The following is a 16,411-nucleotide window of genomic DNA, read 5'->3' on the forward strand; positions in this document are numbered from 1 at the left end:
TCTGCGCGCCATACCCGGCGCGGTAGACTCGCCGGTGCCCTGACAGCAAGGAAATTACCTCATGACCAGCATCTCCGACTCAGGACTCTCCGTCGCCATCGTGGGCGCCACCGGCCAGGTGGGCACGGTGATGCGCGAGATTCTCGCCGAGCGGTCATTCCCGGTCCGCGAGCTGCGCCTGTTCTCCTCCTCGCGTTCGGCGGGTACGGCGATCGAGTACGGCGGCGCGACGGTCATCGTCGAGGACGTCGAGACGGCGGATGCCGGTGGCATCGACATCGCGCTCTTCTCCGCGGGCGCGACCGCCAGCCGCGCCTACGCGCCGCGCTTCGCCGAGGCGGGCGCCGTGGTCGTCGACAACTCCAGCGCGTGGCGCAACGATCCAGAGGTGCCCCTCGTCGTCAGCGAGGTCAACCCGCATGCGATCGACGAGCGCCCGAAGGGCATCATCGCCAACCCGAACTGCACCACGATGGCCGCGATGCCCGTGCTGAAGGCGCTGGATGCCGCAGCCGGCCTCGAGCGCCTCATCGTCTCGACCTACCAGGCGGTCTCCGGCTCCGGTCTCGCCGGCGCCCAGGAGCTGCTCGGCCAGGTCGAGGGCGTCCTCGCCCAGGGCGACACGCTGCGTCTCGTGCACGACGGCTCGGCGATCGAGTTCCCTGCACCTGCGAAGTACGTCGCCCCCATCGCCTTCGACGTGATCCCGCTCGCCGGCAGCATCGTGGACGATGGCGAGAACGAGACCGACGAGGAGAAGAAGCTCCGTAACGAGAGCCGCAAGATCCTCGAGCTGCCCGGGCTGCGCGTTGCTGGTACCTGCGTGCGCGTTCCCGTCTTCACGGGTCACTCGCTGTCGATCCACGCCGAGTTCCGCGACGACATCACGCCGGAGCGCGCAGCCGAGGTGCTCGCCGCAGCGCCGGGTGTCGTGCTCGAAGAGGTCCCGACGCCGCTGCACGCCGCAGGCAAGGACCCGAGCTTCGTTGGCCGCATCCGCGCCGATCAGTCGGCGCCTGAGGGCAAGGGGCTCGTGCTGTTCATCAGCAACGACAACCTGCGCAAGGGTGCGGCGCTGAACGCCGTGCAGATCGCCGAGTTGGTCGCACAGCGCATCGCAGTCTGAAGGTCCCAGCGGTTCTCACTCCGACCCGCCGAGAATGCGACCACCCAGTAGTGTAAAACGCCGGTGTCTAGGCTATCCAACCTGGGAGTAGCACTTCTGTGAAAGCCACGCGGGTCGCCAGATGGGTCGTGGTCTCTGCGACAATGTTCCTCCTTGGCGGCTGCACAGCCACGTCCGATCCCCCTTCACGCGTCGCGGTGTATGAGTCTGTCGCCGGCAATGCAGGAGCGGCCGCGGCACAACTCTTCGGCATCCTGACGGTCGAGGCTGGATGCACCTACCTTCAAGATGCCGACGGCACGCGTTGGCTTCCTGTCTTCGCCGATTCCGTCTCGTCAGCGACGCAAGAAAGCGGGCTCCGCTACGGTGCGACGACCTTCCTCTATGGCGAGGAGGCTGAGCTGCCCGGTGGCGAGACCACGCGCCTCGACTCAGACACGATCCCGGCCGCGTGCGACGAAGAGGCCCCGATCTGGCGAGTCGCACAGCCGTGAGTGCCGCATGCCGACGGGCTCGACCCGGATCGACCTCACCTGCCTGATTGCTTGTGGGGAGTCTTGTCGTTCGGCGAGGTCAGCCGGCAGGCATCCGCGAACTAGACTAGTCCGGTGACCGAAAACGTCGATGTCGTCCTGATCGGCGGTGGCATCATGAGCGCCACCCTGGGTACCCTGCTGCACGAGCTGCAGCCGGAGTGGAAGATCGTCGCCTTCGAGCGACTCTCCGACGTCGCCCAGGAGTCGTCCAACCCCTGGAACAACGCCGGCACCGGCCATGCGGCGCTGTGCGAGCTGAACTACATGCCGCAGGTCCCAGGTCAGCCGCTCGATCCCGCCAAGGCCGTCGGCATCAACGAGCAGTTCCAGCAGAGCCGTCAGTTCTGGTCGTCGCTGGTCGAGAAGGGCGTGCTCGATGAGCCCAAGACCTTCATCAACGCGACGCCCCACATGACGTTCGTGCGCGGCGAGAAGGACGTCGCGTACCTCAAGGAGCGTTACGAGGTGCTCAAGGAGCAGCCGCTGTTTGCGGGCATCGAGTACAGCGAGGACTCCCGGGTCATCAACCAGTGGGCGCCGCTGCTGATGCAGAAGCGCCGCAAGGGCGAGCCGTTCGCGGCGACGAGGGTGCCCGCTGGCACCGACGTCGACTTCGGAGCGCTCACCCACCAGCTCTTCGATCACCTCACAGCATCGGGTGTCGATCTGCGCCTGAACCACGAGGTCAAGAGCCTCAAGAAGCAGAAAGACGGCAGTTGGAAGATCGGCTACCGCAACACCCTCGGGCACACCCCGAACGAGATCAAGGCGCGTTTCGTCTTCGTCGGTGCGGGCGGCTGGGCGCTCAAGCTCCTGCAGCGCTCGGGCATCCCCGAGATCAAGGGATACGGGGTCTTCCCGATCGGCGGCCAGTTCCTGAAGACCACGAACCCGGCGATCGTCTCGCAGCACAAGGCGAAGGTGTACTCGCAGGCATCAGTCGGCGCCCCGCCGATGTCGGTGCCGCACCTCGACACCCGCGTCGTCGACGGGGAGTCGTCGCTGCTGTTCGGTCCGTTCGCGACGTTCAGCCCGAAGTTCCTGAAGCAGGGCTCGCTCCTCGACATCGTCACCCAGGTGCGCACGCACAACCTCTGGCCGATGCTGCGGGTCGCCTTCGCGAACCCCGATCTGATCACCTATCTCGTCGGCGAACTGCTGAAGAACCACCGCAAGAAGGTCGAGAGCCTTCGGACCTTCATGCCGACGGCGAAGGACGAGGACTGGACCCTCATCGACGCAGGGCAGCGCGCCCAGGTCATGAAGAAGGACCCGGAAAAAGGCGGCATCCTGCAGTTCGGCACCGAGGTCGTATCCTCAGCCGACGGTTCGATCGCGGGTCTGCTCGGTGCCTCTCCTGGCGCGTCGACGGCCGTGCCGATCATGCTCGATGTGCTCAAGAAGTGCTTCCCGGAGCAGTACCCGGGCTGGGAGGAGCCGCTGCGCGCGCTGATCCCGACGCTCGGCCAGAAGCTCAACGCCGACGCCGACGCGGCGGCGAAGTACACGGCGGCGACCGCCGAGGTTCTCGGCCTGAACGCCTGAGCCTGCCGTGGCGAAGCTCTACTTCCGCTACGGAGCGATGAACTCGGGCAAGTCCACGGCTCTGCTGCAGGCGGCGTACAACTACGAGGAGCGCGGACAGCACGTGCTGCTCGCCAAGCCCGCGATCGACACGAAGGGCGCGTCGGAGATCGCAAGCCGGCTCGGCATGACGCGCGAGGTCGATTTCCTCGTGGAGGCGGATGCTGACGCCAGAGCGCTCTTCGCCGCTCACGACCGCGACAGGGACATCGCCTGCCTGCTCGTCGACGAGGCGCAGTTCCTCGCTCCTTCGCAGGTCGACGACCTCTTCCGCATCGCGGTGGAGGACGGCATCCCGGTGCTGGCATACGGCATCCGCAACGACTTCCGCACCCAGGCCTTCCCCGGCTCCGCACGGCTGCTGGCGATCGCGCACTCGCTGGAGGAGCTCAAGACCATCTGCCGCTGCGGACGAAAGGCCGTCTTCAACGGCCGTGTGATCGGCGGGCGTTTCGTCTTCGACGGCGACCAGGTCGCGATCGACGAGGCAGCGGTCGGCGCCGAGGGCGCCGCACCCGAGGTGACGACTTATGAGTCGCTGTGCGGCGCCTGCTACCTCGAGGAGTCCGGCGGACGCCTGGGCTGAACCCGCCCGCCGACCGGGGATTGCGTGGTCTGACCACACGCGCTACTGTGGTCAGACCACACAGCGGAGGAGGAGCGGATGCCGGAGCAGCCCCGCGCCTGGCGCGCCGTGCTCGCGCGCATCGAGAGTGACCTGCTCGACGGCCGTCTCGCCCCCGGCGACCGCCTGCCCTCCGAACGCGACCTCGCCGCCGAGCTCGGCGTCGGCCGCTCGAGCGTGCGCGAAGCGCTGCGGGTGCTCGAGGTCATGGGCCTGATCCGGACCGCCACCGGGTCGGGCCCCCAGGCGGGAGCCATCGTCATCGCGACGCCCACCGGCGGCATATCGACGCTGCTGCGGCTGCAGGTCGCAGCGCACGGCTTCGCGCTCTCCGACATCGTCGACACCCGCCTCGTGCTCGAGAGCGCCGTCGTCTCGACGCTGGCCCGCGCCGCCGACCGCGACACAACGGGCGCGCACGCGCTGCTCGACGCGATGGACGCCGATGGGCTCGCGCCAGAGGAGTTCCTCGCGCTCGACGCTCAGCTGCACCTCACGCTCGCCGAGGCCAGCGGCAACGGCGTGATCGCGGCGACGATGGCGGGGCTGCGCACGGCGATCGAGTCGTACGTGACGGCGGGGGCGGCATCCGTCTCCGACTGGCGGGCCATGACGGACCGTCTGCGCGCGGAGCACCGCGACATCGTCGCCGCGGTCGACGACGGCGATGCGGATGCCGCCGCGGTGCGCGTGCGCGACCACATCTCCGGCTACTACCAGGACATCCTCGGCCACTGAGGCCCCGATCGAAGGAATAACGATGGTCCAGCGCCAGCTTCCCAACCCCGCCGAGCTGCTCGAGCTGATGAAGTTCAAGAAGCCCGATCTGAACGGCAAGCGCCGCCGACTGCAGGCGGCTCTCACGATCGATGATCTGCGCACGATCGCGAAGCGCCGCACGCCGAAGGCGGCCTTCGACTACACCGATGGAGCGGCGGAGGGGGAGCTGTCCCTGACCCGCGCCAGGCAGGCGTTCCAGGACGTCGAGTTCCACCCCGGCATCCTCCGCCCTGCGCCCGACGTCGACACCTCCGTGGAGATCCTCGGCGGCCCCTCCGCGCTGCCGTTCGGCATCGCGCCGACGGGCTTCACCCGCCTCATGCAGACCGAGGGCGAGGTGGCCGGTGCGGGAGCCGCGGCGGCGGCCGGCATCCCCTTCACGCTGTCGACGCTCGGCACGACGTCGATCGAGGGCGTCAAATCCGCGAACCCGCACGGCCGCAACTGGTTCCAGCTCTACGTGATGCGCGACCGCGAGATCTCCTATGAGCTCACCCGCCGCGCTGCGGCGGCCGGCTTCGACACCCTGCACTTCACCGTCGACACCCCGGTGGCTGGTGCGCGCCTGCGCGACAAGCGCAACGGCTTCAGCATCCCGCCGCAGCTCACCCTCGGCACGATCGTCAATGCCATCCCGCGGCCGTGGTGGTGGTACGACTTCCTCACCACGCCCAAGCTCGAGTTCGCCTCGCTGAGCACCACGGGCGGCACCGTGGGAGAGCTGCTGGACGCGGCGATGGACCCGACCATCAGCTACGATGACCTCGCCGTCATCCGCGACCTCTGGCCGGGGAAGATCGTCATCAAGGGCGTGCAGAGCGTCGACGACGCGGTGCGGCTGAAGGACGCAGGCGTCGACGGCGTCGTGCTCTCGAACCACGGCGGGCGCCAGCTCGACCGTGCGCCGATCCCCTTCCACCTCCTGCCCTCCGTGCGCGAGGCGGTGGGCGACGATTTCACGGTCATGATCGACACCGGCATCATGAACGGCGCTGACATCGTCGCCTCGGTCGCCCTCGGTGCCGACTTCACGCTCATCGGCCGCGCGTACCTCTACGGCCTGATGGCCGGAGGGCGCGCAGGTGTCGACCGCACGATCGAGATCCTGCGCGGCGAGATCGAGCGCACCATGCGGCTGCTGGGCGTCTCCGCGCTCGCGGAGCTCGAGCCGGGGCACGTCACCCAGCTCACCCGTCTCGTGCCCGTCGCCCGCACGGCCACGGAGGCAGCCGCGCGCTGACGGCCCCGCCGGGGGAAATCCCAGACTGCCCGATCACCCGTCGGCGTGTTGGCGCCCGACACGCCGACAGGCGGCGAGATGCTCTGGGTTTTCCCCGGGGCGCCCGCAACGGGTTCGGCGCTGTCAGAGCGTCTTCAGCAGCTCGTCGAGCTTGTCGGCGGTGTCCTCCCAGCCCTCAACGGCCACGGAGGGCACACCGAGCGCGAGCACCGGGTAGTCGTTGCCGCCCTCGTCGAGGCGGTCGCCGTAGAAGAGCATCGCGGAGAGCGGGATGCCGGTGCGCTCGGCGAGCTGGGTCATGCCGTACGCCTTGTCGATGCCCGCGCGGGTGATGTCGATCGACGTCGACCCGCCGGCGCGCACCTCGAGGTCGGGCAGGCGCGCGGCGACGGCGTCGCGCAGCGCCAACCGCTTGGCGCCGGTCGGGTCCCACGCGTGCTTGGCGTCGCCAGGAGCCTTCTGCCCGAGCGCCGAGAACGTGATCTGCGAGCCGCGGTCCTCGAGGATCTCGCCCCACGGCTCCGATTCCCACAGACCCAGCCGCTCGGCCTCTTCGCGCAGGGCCGTCAGCGCCGCCTGCTTCTCGTCGTCGGTGAGGTCGTGCGCGTACAGCGCCGCGAACCCGGTGCCGTCGTGGCGCAGGTAGCGGGTGCCGCAGGTGGGCAGCAGATGCAGACGCCGCAGCTCTCCGGCATCCGTCTCGGGCAGGTGCGCGATCACCTGCGTGCGGAACTGCTCCTCGTTGCCGCCCGAGATGATCGCGACGTCGACGCGGCTGAGTAGGGCGATGAGCAGGTCGGCGATGCGCGGGCTGATCGCGCTCTTCGATGGGGCGAGAGTGTCGTCGAGGTCGAAGGCGACGAGTGCGGGTGCGGTCATGGTGATCCCAGGTCGGAGAAGCGGATGCCGTCGGTGCGTGTTGCTGATACGGAGAAGGCCGCCCGTGAGGCGGCCTTCTCGTGTTACCGGTCGGGGTGACAGGATTTGAACCTGCGACCTCTTCGTCCCGAACGAAGCGCGCTACCAAGCTGCGCCACACCCCGTTTTGCAACCCTCCGAGTCTATAGGAGAGGAGCGCGAAACGCCGAATCGGGCAGGGCTCGCGCAGGCATCACCGACGTGCGGTCAGCGTGAGCAGGGTCGCCTCAGGGCGGCAGGCGAAGCGCACCGGTGCGTAGATCGAGTGGCCGCAGCCCGCGCTGACGTTCAAAGGCACGCTTCGGCCGTCGTGCGTCCAGGTGCTGAGGCCCTTCGCCTGCCTGAGCGGGATGTCGCAGTTCGCGACCAGAGCGCCGAATCCGGGCAGGCACACCTGGCCGCCGTGGGTGTGGCCGGCGAAGATCGCCTCGGCGCCGAGATCGACGAACCCGTCGAGCACGCGCCGGTAGGGGGCGTGCGTGACCGCGATCGCCGATGCGCGCTCGGGGCGCGCGCCCAGCGCATCGATCGCCGCGGGGAGCTCTTCGAGGCGGTCCTGATCCTGGTGCGCGTCGTCGGTGCCGAAGAAGTCGATCGTGTTGCCGGCGACCTCGAGGCGGGCGGCGGCGTTGTTCAGATCGGTCCAGCCGAGCTCGTCGATGAAGAACGAGTCCATCGCGGCGGTGTCGAGCGGGTCGGGATCGCGGTGCCGCTCGGACGGGCCGGTGAAGTACTTCAGCGGATTGCGGGGAGCGGGCTCCGAGACGTCGTTCGAGCCGTGCACGAACACGCCGGGGATGCCGGCGAGCGGCTCGAACGCTCGGCGGATGCCGTCGAGCCCGTCGCGGTGTCCGAGATTGTCGCCGGTGTTGACGACGAGGTCGGGCTGCAACTGGGCGAGAGAGGCGAGCCAGTCCTGCTTGCGGCGCTGCCAGGGGGCCATGTGCGCGTCGGAGAGGTGCAGGACCCTGATCGGCGCGGAGCCCGGCGCCAGAGCGGATGCCGTGGCTTCGCGCACCGTGAAGAGATAGCGCTCGATGCCGATGCCCCAGATCGCCGCGCCCGCACCGAGGGCCCCCACCGCGCCGAGCGCGATGAGGGCCGGGTGGACCGAGCGGCGCGCGGTCAGTTGCATGAGATCCGGATGGTCGTGCCCTTGCTCGCCCTGGTGCCGGCGGCGGGGTCCGTGCTCCGGACGGTCGCGTTGGGCGGGTTGCAGGAGTTGTCGAAGGCGATCGAGGTGAACCCGGCGCTGAACAGCGTGCTCTGAGCATCCGATTTCGACTGGCCGATCACGGCGGTGGGCACCGAGGCTCCGAGCCCGTTGCTGGGCGAGATTGTGATCGTCATGCCGGTCGCTGCACGCCCGGAGGGGTCCTGGGCTGCGACGATGTTCGTCGGCTGATCGCTATCGACGGGGGCGCCGACGGCGACCGTGAAGTTCGCCGCCTCCAGCGTGGCCGTCGCCTGATCGATCGTCATGCCGACGACGTCGGGGACATCGGCCATGACCTGCTTGGTGAGCTTGTCGTCTGGGGGCGGGAAGTCGTTTCCGCCGTAGGCGGCGTTGGCTGCGGTCTGGATGTCCCGAGCGAGATCGTAGCGGATGTTGTTCAGGGCGACGCCCTGATTGTTCCGGAAGTTGCCGAGCGCCTCGCGGCCGTCGATGTTGCCGACCCAGACCGCGGTGGTCACGTTCGTGCTCGACTCGACGAGCATCGTGTGCTCCTTCTCGGCGGTACCGGTCTTGCCGATCACCTGGATGCCGTCGCTCGGCTTGGCGCGGCCACCGGTGCCGCCCTCCATCACGCCGCGCAGCGCGTAGGCGGCCGTGGCGGCGACCTCCGGTGTCAGCGTGCCGGGGGTGCACGTGGTCTCGGGGATCGCGCGCTCCTGCCCGTCGGCGCCGACCACGCGGTCGATGACCTTGGGCTCGCAGTACGTGCCGCCGTTGGCCACGGTCGCGTAGGCACCGGCCATCTGCAGCGGTGCGACGCTCTTCGAGCCGAGGACGGTGGGGAAGGGGTCGTTGGCTGCGGTGTTCGCGTTCGTGCCGCCGACGGTGATGTCGTCGCCGTTGCCGTAGTGCACGCCAAGGCTCTTGGCGACCTTGTTGATGTCGCAGAGATCTAGCTGCTGCGCCATCGCCAGGAAGCCGGTGTTGAGCGAGGACGCGGTGAACTGCCGCACCGTCCCGATCGAGCCGCCGCCTCCTCCGAAGTTGCCGATCTTGTCCTTGTTCGTGATCTTGTCGCCGCAACGGGTGAAGGAGCTGAAGACCTTCATGCGCCCGTCGAGCACCTGGTTCACCGAGTGCCCCTTGTTCAGCCACTCGAGCAGGGTGAAGAGCTTGTACGTCGATCCGGTCTCGAAGCCCCAGGTCGATCCGCCGTGGGCGCGGTCGGCGGCGAGCACCATCGCTGTCTGGCCGGCAGCGAGGTTCGCGGACGTCGTCTCGTTGAACTCGGTGTTCTGCGCCATCGCCAGCACGCGGCCGGTGGTGGTCTCGATCGAAACCCCGGTGCCGCCGACGAGGATTCCAGGGATGGTCTGGGGCACGTGGTTGTGCACCGAGTCGATCGCCGCCTGCTGCACGCGCATGTCGAGCGTGGTGTAGATCTGCAGCCCGCCGCGGCGCAGCAGCGCCTTGCGGTCCGCGGGCTCCTCGCCGAAGGCGGGGTCGTTCTCGATGAGCGTCTTCACGTACTGGCAGAAATAGGCGTTGGCGCCGGCGGTGCCGCAGCCCTGGGGTGACTCGTGCAGCACGGGGACCACCGGGGTCGCGACGGCCTCGTCGTACTGAGCCTGCGTGATCTTGCCATCGATGAGCATCCGCTCGAGCACGTAGTTGCGGCGGTCGAGGGTGAGCTTGTAGCCGTCGGCCTCGCCGTTGACCGGCGCACCGCTGCTCTCATCGGTTTCGGTGCCCTGGGGCATGTCGATGCGCAGCGTGTTCGGCTGCTGTACCATGCCGGCGATCGTGGCCGCCTGCACGAGGGTCACGTTCGCGGCACTCGTGGAGAAATAGCGGTTGGCCGCGGCTTCGATGCCGTAGACCTGGCCGCCGAAGCTCGCGAGGTTCAGGTACCCGAGCAGGATGTCGTTCTTCGAGTAGTCCTTCTCGATCTGCAGGGCGTAGCGCATCTCGCGGAGCTTGCGCTCGATGCCCTCGCTGCCCTTGCCAACGGCGTAGGTGTACCAGCAGTCATTGACCTGGTCCTGATAGTCCGTGGCATCCGCGGGGACGCCCTGTTCGCACTCCTGGATCTGCACGTTCTTGACGTACTGCTGCGTGATGGTCGAGGCGCCGCGGTCGGTCGTGCCGACGGCGTTGCCGAAGGCGACCTTGATCGTCGTGCCGAGGTTCACGCCGCCGTGGCTGTAGAAGATCTTGTCCTCGCTGGAGAGGATCGCGTCGTACATTACGGGGGCGATCTGGTCGTATTCGACCGGGATGCGGTTCTGCTCGTAGAACGCGGCCATCGCGAACGGCTGCCCGTCGGCGCCCGTGCCGTAGATCGTGGACTGCTCCATCGGGGCGTTGACCTTGAGGTTCTCGGGCAGGTCCTCGAAGAGGTTGATCGCTGCGGAACCCGTGATCCCCGTCATCGCCAGAACCGGGGTGACGCTGGCTGTGACGAGGAGACCGGCGACGACGCTGAGACCGGCCAGCCCGAGAAGGCCGCCGAGCACGCTCTTCACCGTGCGATTCTGTTGGGGCATACGCTTGATCGTAGGGGAGTTCCCTGAGTAACCGCTTTTGACGGCCCGACCTCGTATTGGAGTGCCATGACCACGTGGGAATACCTCACCACGCCGCTGCTGATCCACAACACGGCAGCGATCCTCAACAACTGGGGCAAGCAGGGCTGGGAGCTCGTGCAGGTCGTCACCGGCCCCGAGGGCGGGCTCGTCGCGTACTTCAAGCGCCCCGTGACGGCGGATGCCTCGGCCAACGCTGGCCTCGCCGCGGCGGCGGAGGCCGCGCGCCAGTTCGACGGGGGAGCGGCGTGAGCGTCGCTGCGCGCCTCGCCGAGCTCGGCATCGCGCTGCCCGCTGTCGCGGCCCCCGTCGCCGCCTACGTGCCGGCCGTCGTGCACGGCGACCTCGTCTACACCTCGGGACAGCTGCCGTTCGCCGACGGCTCGCTGCCGGCCACCGGCAAGGTGGGCGCGGAGGTCTCCGCCGAGGATGCTGCCGTCTACGCGCGCACGTGCGCGCTGAACGCGCTCGCCGCGGCGGCGGAGGCGGCTGGCGGTCTCGACCGCATCGTCGGGGTGCTGCGCGTGGGCGGATTCGTCGCGTCGACGCCCGAGTTCACCGGCCAGCCCGGGGTGATCAACGGAGCGAGCACGGTGCTCGGGGAGATCTTCGGCGACGCCGGGCGGCACGCCCGCGCGGCCGTCGGCGTGCCGGTGCTGCCGCTGGACAGCCCCGTCGAGGTCGAGGTGACCTTCATCATCGCCTGACCCGCGTCGCCGCGTCGCCACGTCGCCGCGTCGCCGCGTCCGCCGACGCCCCCCTCTGAACGCCGACGCCCCCTCTCACCGACGTCGATGAGAGGGGGCGTCGCTGCTGAACAGGGGCGTCGGCGTGCCCGTGGGTGCGCCTACTTCACCTGCGCCGAGATGATCGACATGACCGCGGTGTCGGCGAGCGTCGTCGTGTCGCCGACCTCGCGGCCCTCGGCCACGTCGCGCAGGAGTCGCCGCATGATCTTGCCCGAGCGGGTCTTGGGCAGCTCGCCCACGATGTACACGTCGCGCGGACGTGCGATCGCGCCGATCTGCTCGCCCACCCACAGCCTCAGCTGCTGGGCGAGGCCCGCGGGGTCGTGGGCGGCGAGGTAGCTCTCCTTGATGATCACGAAGGCGACGACGGCCTGACCGGTCGTCTCATCCGATGCCCCGACGACGGCGGCCTCGGCGGTGGCCTCGTGGGCGACCAGAGACGACTCGATCTCCGCGGTCGAGAGGCGGTGGCCGGAGACGTTCATGACGTCGTCCACCCGTCCGAGCAGCCAGAGGTCGCCATCGGCGTCGAGGCGGGCGCCGTCGCCGGCGAAGTAGTAGCCCTGGTCGGAGAACTTGTCCCAGTAGGTCTCCTTGAACCGCTCCGGGTCGCCCCAGATGCCGCGCAGCATGCTCGGCCACGGCTCGGTGATGACGAGCAGGCCGCCGTTGCCGTTGCCGACCTCGGCGCCCGACTCGTCGACGACGTCGATCGAGATGCCGGGGAGCGGGACCTGAGCCGATCCCGGCTTCGTCGCCGTGACGCCGGGCAGCGCCGACACCATGATCGCGCCCGTCTCGGTCTGCCACCAGGTGTCGACGATCGGGGTCTTCTCGGCGCCGATGACCTCGCGGTACCACATCCACGCCTCGGGGTTGATGGGCTCGCCCACCGATCCGAGCACGCGCAGCGACGACAGGTCGAATTTCTGCGGCACAGCACGGCCGATCTTCATGAACGAGCGGATGGCGGTGGGGGCGGTGTAGAAGATCGACACCTTGTACTTTTCGATGATCTCCCACCAGCGACCAGGATGCGGAGCATCCGGTGTGCCCTCGTACAGCACCTGCGTCGCGCCGTTGGCGAGCGGGCCGTAGGCGACGTAGCTGTGCCCGGTGATCCAGCCGATGTCGGCCGTGCACCAGTAGACGTCGCTGTCGGGATGCAGGTCGAACACGTACTTGTGCGAGTACGCGGCCTGCGTGAGGTAGCCGCCGGAGGTGTGCAGGATTCCCTTGGGCTTTCCCGTGGTGCCGGAGGTGTACAGGATGAACAGCGGGTTCTCCGCCGGGAACGGCTGGGCCTCGTGATCGGCGGATGCCGCGGGCACCACGTCGTGCCACCAGAGGTCGCGCTCGTCGTCCCAGTCGACGTCGTTGCCGCCGCGCTTGACGACGAGCACGTGCTCGACCGTCAGCTGCTCGCCCGCGCCCCGATCGGCGAGCGCCTGGTCGACGGCGGGCTTCAGCGCCGACACCTTGCCCTTGCGGTAGCCGCCATCGGCGGTGATGACGAGCCGGGCGCCCGCGTCGTCGATGCGCGAGCGCAGGCTGTCGGCGCTGAAGCCACCGAAGACGACGGAGTGGATGGCGCCGACGCGCGCCACGGCGAGCATCGACGCGATCGCCTCGGGGATCATCGGCAGGTAGATCGCGACGCGGTCGCCCTGGCCGATCCCCAGGCCCTCGAGCACGTTCGCGACCCGCTTGACCTCGTCGGTCAGCTCGGCGTAGGTGATGCTGCGCGCGTCGCCGGGTTCGCCCTCCCAGTGCAGGGCGATGCGGTCGCCGTTGCCGACTTCGACGTGGCGGTCGAGGCAGTTGTAGGCGACGTTCAGCTCGCCGTCGTCGAACCACTTGGCGAACGGTGGGTTCGACCAGTCGAGGACCTCGGTGAAGGGTTTGTGCCAGTGCAGCAGCTCGCGTGACTGGTCGGCCCAGAAGCCCTCGCGATCGGCGGCGGCGCGCTCGTAGAGCGCGGGGGAGGAGACGGACCGCGCCACGAACTCCTCCGACGGCGGGAACTGGCGGGTCTCATCGAGAAGATGATCGATCTGGCTGCTCATCGGCGGGCGCTCCTTTGCGGCGAGGTGTTCGTGACCCGGCCGCACGCGGGGCGGGCACCGGGTCATCGTGAATCTAGTATCGGCCGTCGGCACCGAATACTGTCGAAAGTCGGTAGCGGGGCGGGTTTTGTCAGGACGGTCGCCTTGCGTACACTCGTGCTCAGCCGAATTCTCATTCTGGCCTCGGCGTGCCCTGATTCCCCCCCCCGATCGAGGGCAGCCTCGGGCGACACCCCGTTCCCCCCGCGGGGTGTCGCCCTTTCTTGTGTGGGAGCGGTCCCGGCACTGATCCTGAGGCTCTGTGACTGATCCTGCACAGTCCGGCGATTCCGGCTCTTATGCACCGGCCAGCGCGATCCCGGGGAAGCGCCCCGACGGGGACCCTGCCGTCGCTGTTGACTGCGTGGCATGCCAGAGCCGTTCATCATCCGCCCGCGGGGACCTGCGCCGTCGCCGACGGCCGCCCCTGCGCCGTTGACCATCGACCCTGCGTTCGGCCCGCTCGCCCCGCACTGCGCCGACGACGAGGTCACCGACGTCTTCGTCAACGGCGCGGCCGGACTCTTCGTCGACCGCGGGCGCGGAGCCGAGCCCGTCGCCGACTGGGCGGCATCCGAACGCGAGGTCCGCGACCTCGCCGTCGCCCTCGTCGGCCTCGGCGGGCGGCATCTCGACGACCAGGCGCCCTGTGTCGACGTCAGACTCGACTCCGGCATCCGCGTGCATGCCGTGCTCGCTCCGGTGGCGACGTCGGGGACGGCGCTGTCCATCCGCATCCCGCGGGTGCGCGCGGCCGACCTCGACGCACTGGCGGCCCTCGGCGCCTTCGACGCGCGCCGACAGGCGTGGCTTACACAACTCGTCGCCGAGCGCGCGAACATCCTCATCACCGGCGGCACCGGCACCGGCAAGACCACGCTGCTGTCGGCGCTGCTGTCCGCGGCACCCGCGGCGGAGCGCATCATCACCATCGAGGACGTGGCCGAGCTGCGACCGCGTCATCCGCACCACGTCGCCCTCGAGGCGCGTCAGGCGAATCTCGAGGGCGCAGGCGGCATCACCCTCGCCCGCCTCGTGCGCGAATCGCTGCGCATGCGGCCGGATCGCCTCGTGGTCGGCGAGTGCCGCGGCGACGAGGTGCGCGAGCTGCTCACGGCGCTCAACACCGGTCATGACGGCGGCGCCGGCACGCTGCACGCGAGCGGCCTGGCCGACGTGCCGGCGCGCCTCGAAGCGCTCGGCGCCCTGGCCGGGATGGACGCCGTCGCCCTCGCCCGCCAGGTCGTCAGCGCCTTCACGGTCGTGCTGCACCTGGCGCGCGCTCCCGGTGGCGTGCGGCGCGTCGCGCAGGCGGGCAGGTTCGTGCTCGCCGGCGACCGGCTGCAGATCGAAGAGGTGCAGCCGTGGTGAGCAGGCGCGGTCGGGCGCGCATCGACACCGGAGCGGATGCTGCGGCCAGCATCCAGACGCTGGCCGTGCTGCTGCAGGCCGGCGCCGTGCCGTTGACGGCCTGGAGGCAGCTGGCCGACACCGGCGACGCGCACGCGGCCGCGGTCGTCGAACGCGTCGACGCCGGCGTCGGGCTCACGGCGGCGATCGAGAAGGAGGGCGGCGCCTGGCTCGACCTCGCCGCCGCGTGGGAGATCGCGACCACGGTGGGCGCGCCTCTCGCCGACGTGCTCCGGATGATCGCCGAGACGCTGCGCGACGCCGCGTCGGCCGCCGACGACGTGCGCATCGCCCTGGCGGAGCCCGCAGGCACCGCGCGCCTGCTGCTGCTCATGCCCTTCGCGGGGCTCCTCCTCGGGTTCGCGCTCGGCTTCGACACGGTGAGCGTGATCGTCGGCAACCCGATCGGGGCGTTCTGCGTCGGGCTCGGACTGCTGCTCATGCTCGCGGCGCGACTGTGGACGGCGCGGCTCCTGGCCCGCGCGCGACCTGCGCCCGGCACTCCGGGCATGCAGGCCGAGCTCCTCGCCGTCGCGCTGTCGGGAGGGGCGTCGGTGGAGCGCGCGCTGCAGCTCGTCGCTGACAGCACGGCCACCGGGCACGACGGTCGCGCGCACATCGACACGGTGCTCGCCCTCTCCCGCGCTGCCGGAGTGCCCGCGGGGGAGCTGCTGCGCGCCTCGGCCGCTCAGGAGCGCCACGCCGCCCGCATCGAGGGCCGCATCCGCGCGGCGTCGCTCTCGACGAGGCTGCTCATCCCGCTCGGGGTCTGCACCCTCCCCGCGTTCATGCTGCTCGGCGTCGCGCCGCTGCTGCTGAGCGTGCTCACCACCACGTCGCTGTCGCTGTGACAGGACCCGAAGAAAGAAGGAACACCATGAACACCATGAACACCCTCCCGCCCCTCACCCGCCATCGCGCCGCCCGTCTCTTCGGAGACGATTCGGGGGCGGCCACCGCCGAGTACGTCGTCACGACGATGGCTGCTGTGGCCTTCGCCGGCGCCCTCGTCTTCGTCCTGCGCTCGGACGAGGTGCGCGGCATCCTCACCGACATGGTCCGTCGGGCGCTCACGGTCTCGTGATGCGCCCGCGCCCCGCGGACGGATGCGAGCGCGGTTCGGTGGCTGCCGAGCTCGCGCTCGCACTCCCGGCCGTCGTGCTCACCGTGCTCCTCGGCGTCGGCGCGCTCGCCGCCGCCTCGACGCAGGTGCTGCTGCAGGACGCCGCGGCGGACGCCGCACGCCTGCTCGGACGGGGAGAAGGAGCGGATGCCGCCGCCGGCGTCGTCTCCACCGCAGTGCCGGGCGCCGACCTCGCCTCCAGCGGGAGCGGCGATCTGATCTGCGTGACGACGAGCGTCGAGGTCGCGATCGGGGCTCTGCTCCGGCTGCCGCTGCAGGCCTCGAGCTGTGCGCTGAGCGGAGGCCGCTGATGGCCGGATCCGCGCTCGCGGCGGGCGTGCTCGTCGTCGCCGGGGCCCTGTCGATGGGTCTCGCCGCCGTCGGGGGTGCCGCGGTCACCGCCCAGCGCGCGGCCGGTGCGGCGGATGCCGCCGCTCTCGCCGCCGCCGACGC

16 protein-coding genes and 1 tRNA gene are annotated in these 16,411 nt (G+C 69.7%); 12 read left to right on the forward strand and 5 right to left on the reverse strand.

Features of this window, described 5'->3' with window-relative positions:
• The first annotated feature begins 61 nt into the window (after positions 1-61).
• The 6 genes from QM568_RS00430 (at position 62) to QM568_RS00455 (ending at position 5,891) form a co-directional block, all read left to right on the forward strand.
• A complete protein-coding gene (locus QM568_RS00430; protein ID WP_415134674.1) occupies positions 62-1,126 on the forward strand; it encodes an aspartate-semialdehyde dehydrogenase in 1,065 nt (354 codons plus the stop codon).
• Positions 1,127-1,224: 98 nt separating this feature from the next.
• On the forward strand, positions 1,225-1,620 hold the full coding sequence (locus QM568_RS00435) for a hypothetical protein (protein ID WP_415134676.1): 396 nt from the start codon (positions 1,225-1,227) through the stop codon (positions 1,618-1,620).
• A 114-nt stretch (positions 1,621-1,734) separates the two neighbouring features.
• The gene (locus QM568_RS00440; RefSeq protein WP_415134678.1) at positions 1,735-3,207 is read left to right on the forward strand and encodes a malate:quinone oxidoreductase; all 1,473 of its coding nucleotides are present in this window, start codon (positions 1,735-1,737) and stop codon (positions 3,205-3,207) included.
• Between the two features lie 7 nt (positions 3,208-3,214).
• Entirely contained in the window at positions 3,215-3,832 is a 618-nt protein-coding gene (locus QM568_RS00445; RefSeq protein ID WP_415134680.1) for a thymidine kinase, read from the forward strand.
• Positions 3,833-3,910: 78 nt separating this feature from the next.
• On the forward strand, positions 3,911-4,609 hold the full coding sequence (locus tag QM568_RS00450) for a FadR/GntR family transcriptional regulator (RefSeq protein WP_415134682.1): 699 nt from the start codon (positions 3,911-3,913) through the stop codon (positions 4,607-4,609).
• 22 nt (positions 4,610-4,631) lie between these two features.
• Positions 4,632-5,891: an alpha-hydroxy-acid oxidizing protein gene (locus QM568_RS00455; protein WP_415134684.1), complete on the forward strand. Its 1,260-nt coding sequence runs from the start codon at positions 4,632-4,634 to the stop codon at positions 5,889-5,891.
• Between the two features lie 123 nt (positions 5,892-6,014).
• Here the strand turns inward: QM568_RS00455 and QM568_RS00460 are convergent, their stop codons facing one another.
• From QM568_RS00460 to QM568_RS00475, 4 genes are all read right to left on the reverse strand, one after another.
• Positions 6,015-6,770, reverse strand: a complete 756-nt coding sequence (locus QM568_RS00460) for an HAD hydrolase family protein (protein ID WP_415134686.1) — start codon at positions 6,768-6,770, stop codon at positions 6,015-6,017.
• A 90-nt stretch (positions 6,771-6,860) separates the two neighbouring features.
• Positions 6,861-6,934: transfer RNA gene (locus tag QM568_RS00465), tRNA-Pro, on the reverse strand.
• A gap of 68 nt (positions 6,935-7,002) precedes the next feature.
• On the reverse strand, positions 7,003-7,944 hold the full coding sequence (locus tag QM568_RS00470) for a metallophosphoesterase (RefSeq protein ID WP_415134688.1): 942 nt from the start codon (positions 7,942-7,944) through the stop codon (positions 7,003-7,005).
• A complete protein-coding gene (locus QM568_RS00475) occupies positions 7,935-10,532 on the reverse strand; it encodes a transglycosylase domain-containing protein (protein ID WP_415134690.1) in 2,598 nt (865 codons plus the stop codon). Before QM568_RS00475 ends, QM568_RS00470 begins: the two co-directional genes overlap by 10 nt.
• A gap of 66 nt (positions 10,533-10,598) precedes the next feature.
• Here QM568_RS00475 and QM568_RS00480 point away from each other — a divergent pair, with 66 nt between their 5' ends.
• Entirely contained in the window at positions 10,599-10,823 is a 225-nt protein-coding gene (locus QM568_RS00480; protein WP_415134692.1) for a hypothetical protein, read from the forward strand.
• Entirely contained in the window at positions 10,820-11,278 is a 459-nt protein-coding gene (locus QM568_RS00485) for a RidA family protein (RefSeq protein ID WP_415134694.1), read from the forward strand. Before QM568_RS00480 ends, QM568_RS00485 begins: the two co-directional genes overlap by 4 nt.
• Before the next feature lie 140 nt (positions 11,279-11,418).
• Here the strand turns inward: QM568_RS00485 and acs are convergent, their stop codons facing one another.
• Positions 11,419-13,386: an acetate--CoA ligase gene (acs, locus tag QM568_RS00490; RefSeq protein ID WP_415134696.1), complete on the reverse strand. Its 1,968-nt coding sequence runs from the start codon at positions 13,384-13,386 to the stop codon at positions 11,419-11,421.
• Positions 13,387-13,794: 408 nt separating this feature from the next.
• Here acs and QM568_RS00495 point away from each other — a divergent pair, with 408 nt between their 5' ends.
• Genes QM568_RS00495 through QM568_RS00510 form a run of 4 tightly spaced genes read left to right on the forward strand, consistent with a single transcriptional unit; the run spans position 13,795 to position 16,269 of the window.
• Positions 13,795-14,796, forward strand: coding sequence for a TadA family conjugal transfer-associated ATPase (locus QM568_RS00495; RefSeq protein WP_415134698.1), 1,002 nt, complete (start codon positions 13,795-13,797; stop codon positions 14,794-14,796).
• Complete coding sequence (locus QM568_RS00500; protein ID WP_415134700.1) at positions 14,793-15,686, forward strand: type II secretion system F family protein; 894 nt, start codon at positions 14,793-14,795, stop codon at positions 15,684-15,686. Before QM568_RS00495 ends, QM568_RS00500 begins: the two co-directional genes overlap by 4 nt.
• Positions 15,687-15,721: 35 nt before the next feature.
• Positions 15,722-15,919, forward strand: a complete 198-nt coding sequence (locus QM568_RS00505) for a DUF4244 domain-containing protein (protein ID WP_415134706.1) — start codon at positions 15,722-15,724, stop codon at positions 15,917-15,919.
• 38 nt (positions 15,920-15,957) lie between these two features.
• The gene (locus QM568_RS00510; RefSeq protein ID WP_415134702.1) at positions 15,958-16,269 is read left to right on the forward strand and encodes a TadE family type IV pilus minor pilin; all 312 of its coding nucleotides are present in this window, start codon (positions 15,958-15,960) and stop codon (positions 16,267-16,269) included.
• The last annotated feature ends 142 nt before the right edge of the window (positions 16,270-16,411 follow it).

Origin of the sequence: Microbacterium sp., from assembly GCF_047607465.1 — a bacterium.
GTDB lineage: Bacteria > Actinomycetota > Actinomycetes > Actinomycetales > Microbacteriaceae > Microbacterium.

Coding starts and splice junctions, on each gene's coding strand:
- QM568_RS00430 (WP_415134674.1), top strand. CDS start 62: ATGACCAGCATCTCCGACTCAGGACTCTCCGTCGCCATCGTGGGCGCC.
- QM568_RS00450 (WP_415134682.1), top strand. CDS start 3,911: ATGCCGGAGCAGCCCCGCGCCTGGCGCGCCGTGCTCGCGCGCATCGAG.
- QM568_RS00455 (WP_415134684.1), top strand. CDS start 4,632: ATGGTCCAGCGCCAGCTTCCCAACCCCGCCGAGCTGCTCGAGCTGATG.
- QM568_RS00460 (WP_415134686.1), bottom strand. CDS start 6,770: ATGACCGCACCCGCACTCGTCGCCTTCGACCTCGACGACACTCTCGCC.
- QM568_RS00470 (WP_415134688.1), bottom strand. CDS start 7,944: ATGCAACTGACCGCGCGCCGCTCGGTCCACCCGGCCCTCATCGCGCTC.
- QM568_RS00475 (WP_415134690.1), bottom strand. CDS start 10,532: ATGCCCCAACAGAATCGCACGGTGAAGAGCGTGCTCGGCGGCCTTCTC.
- QM568_RS00480 (WP_415134692.1), top strand. CDS start 10,599: ATGACCACGTGGGAATACCTCACCACGCCGCTGCTGATCCACAACACG.
- acs (WP_415134696.1), bottom strand. CDS start 13,386: ATGAGCAGCCAGATCGATCATCTTCTCGATGAGACCCGCCAGTTCCCG.
- QM568_RS00495 (WP_415134698.1), top strand. CDS start 13,795: ATGCCAGAGCCGTTCATCATCCGCCCGCGGGGACCTGCGCCGTCGCCG.
- QM568_RS00505 (WP_415134706.1), top strand. CDS start 15,722: ATGAACACCCTCCCGCCCCTCACCCGCCATCGCGCCGCCCGTCTCTTC.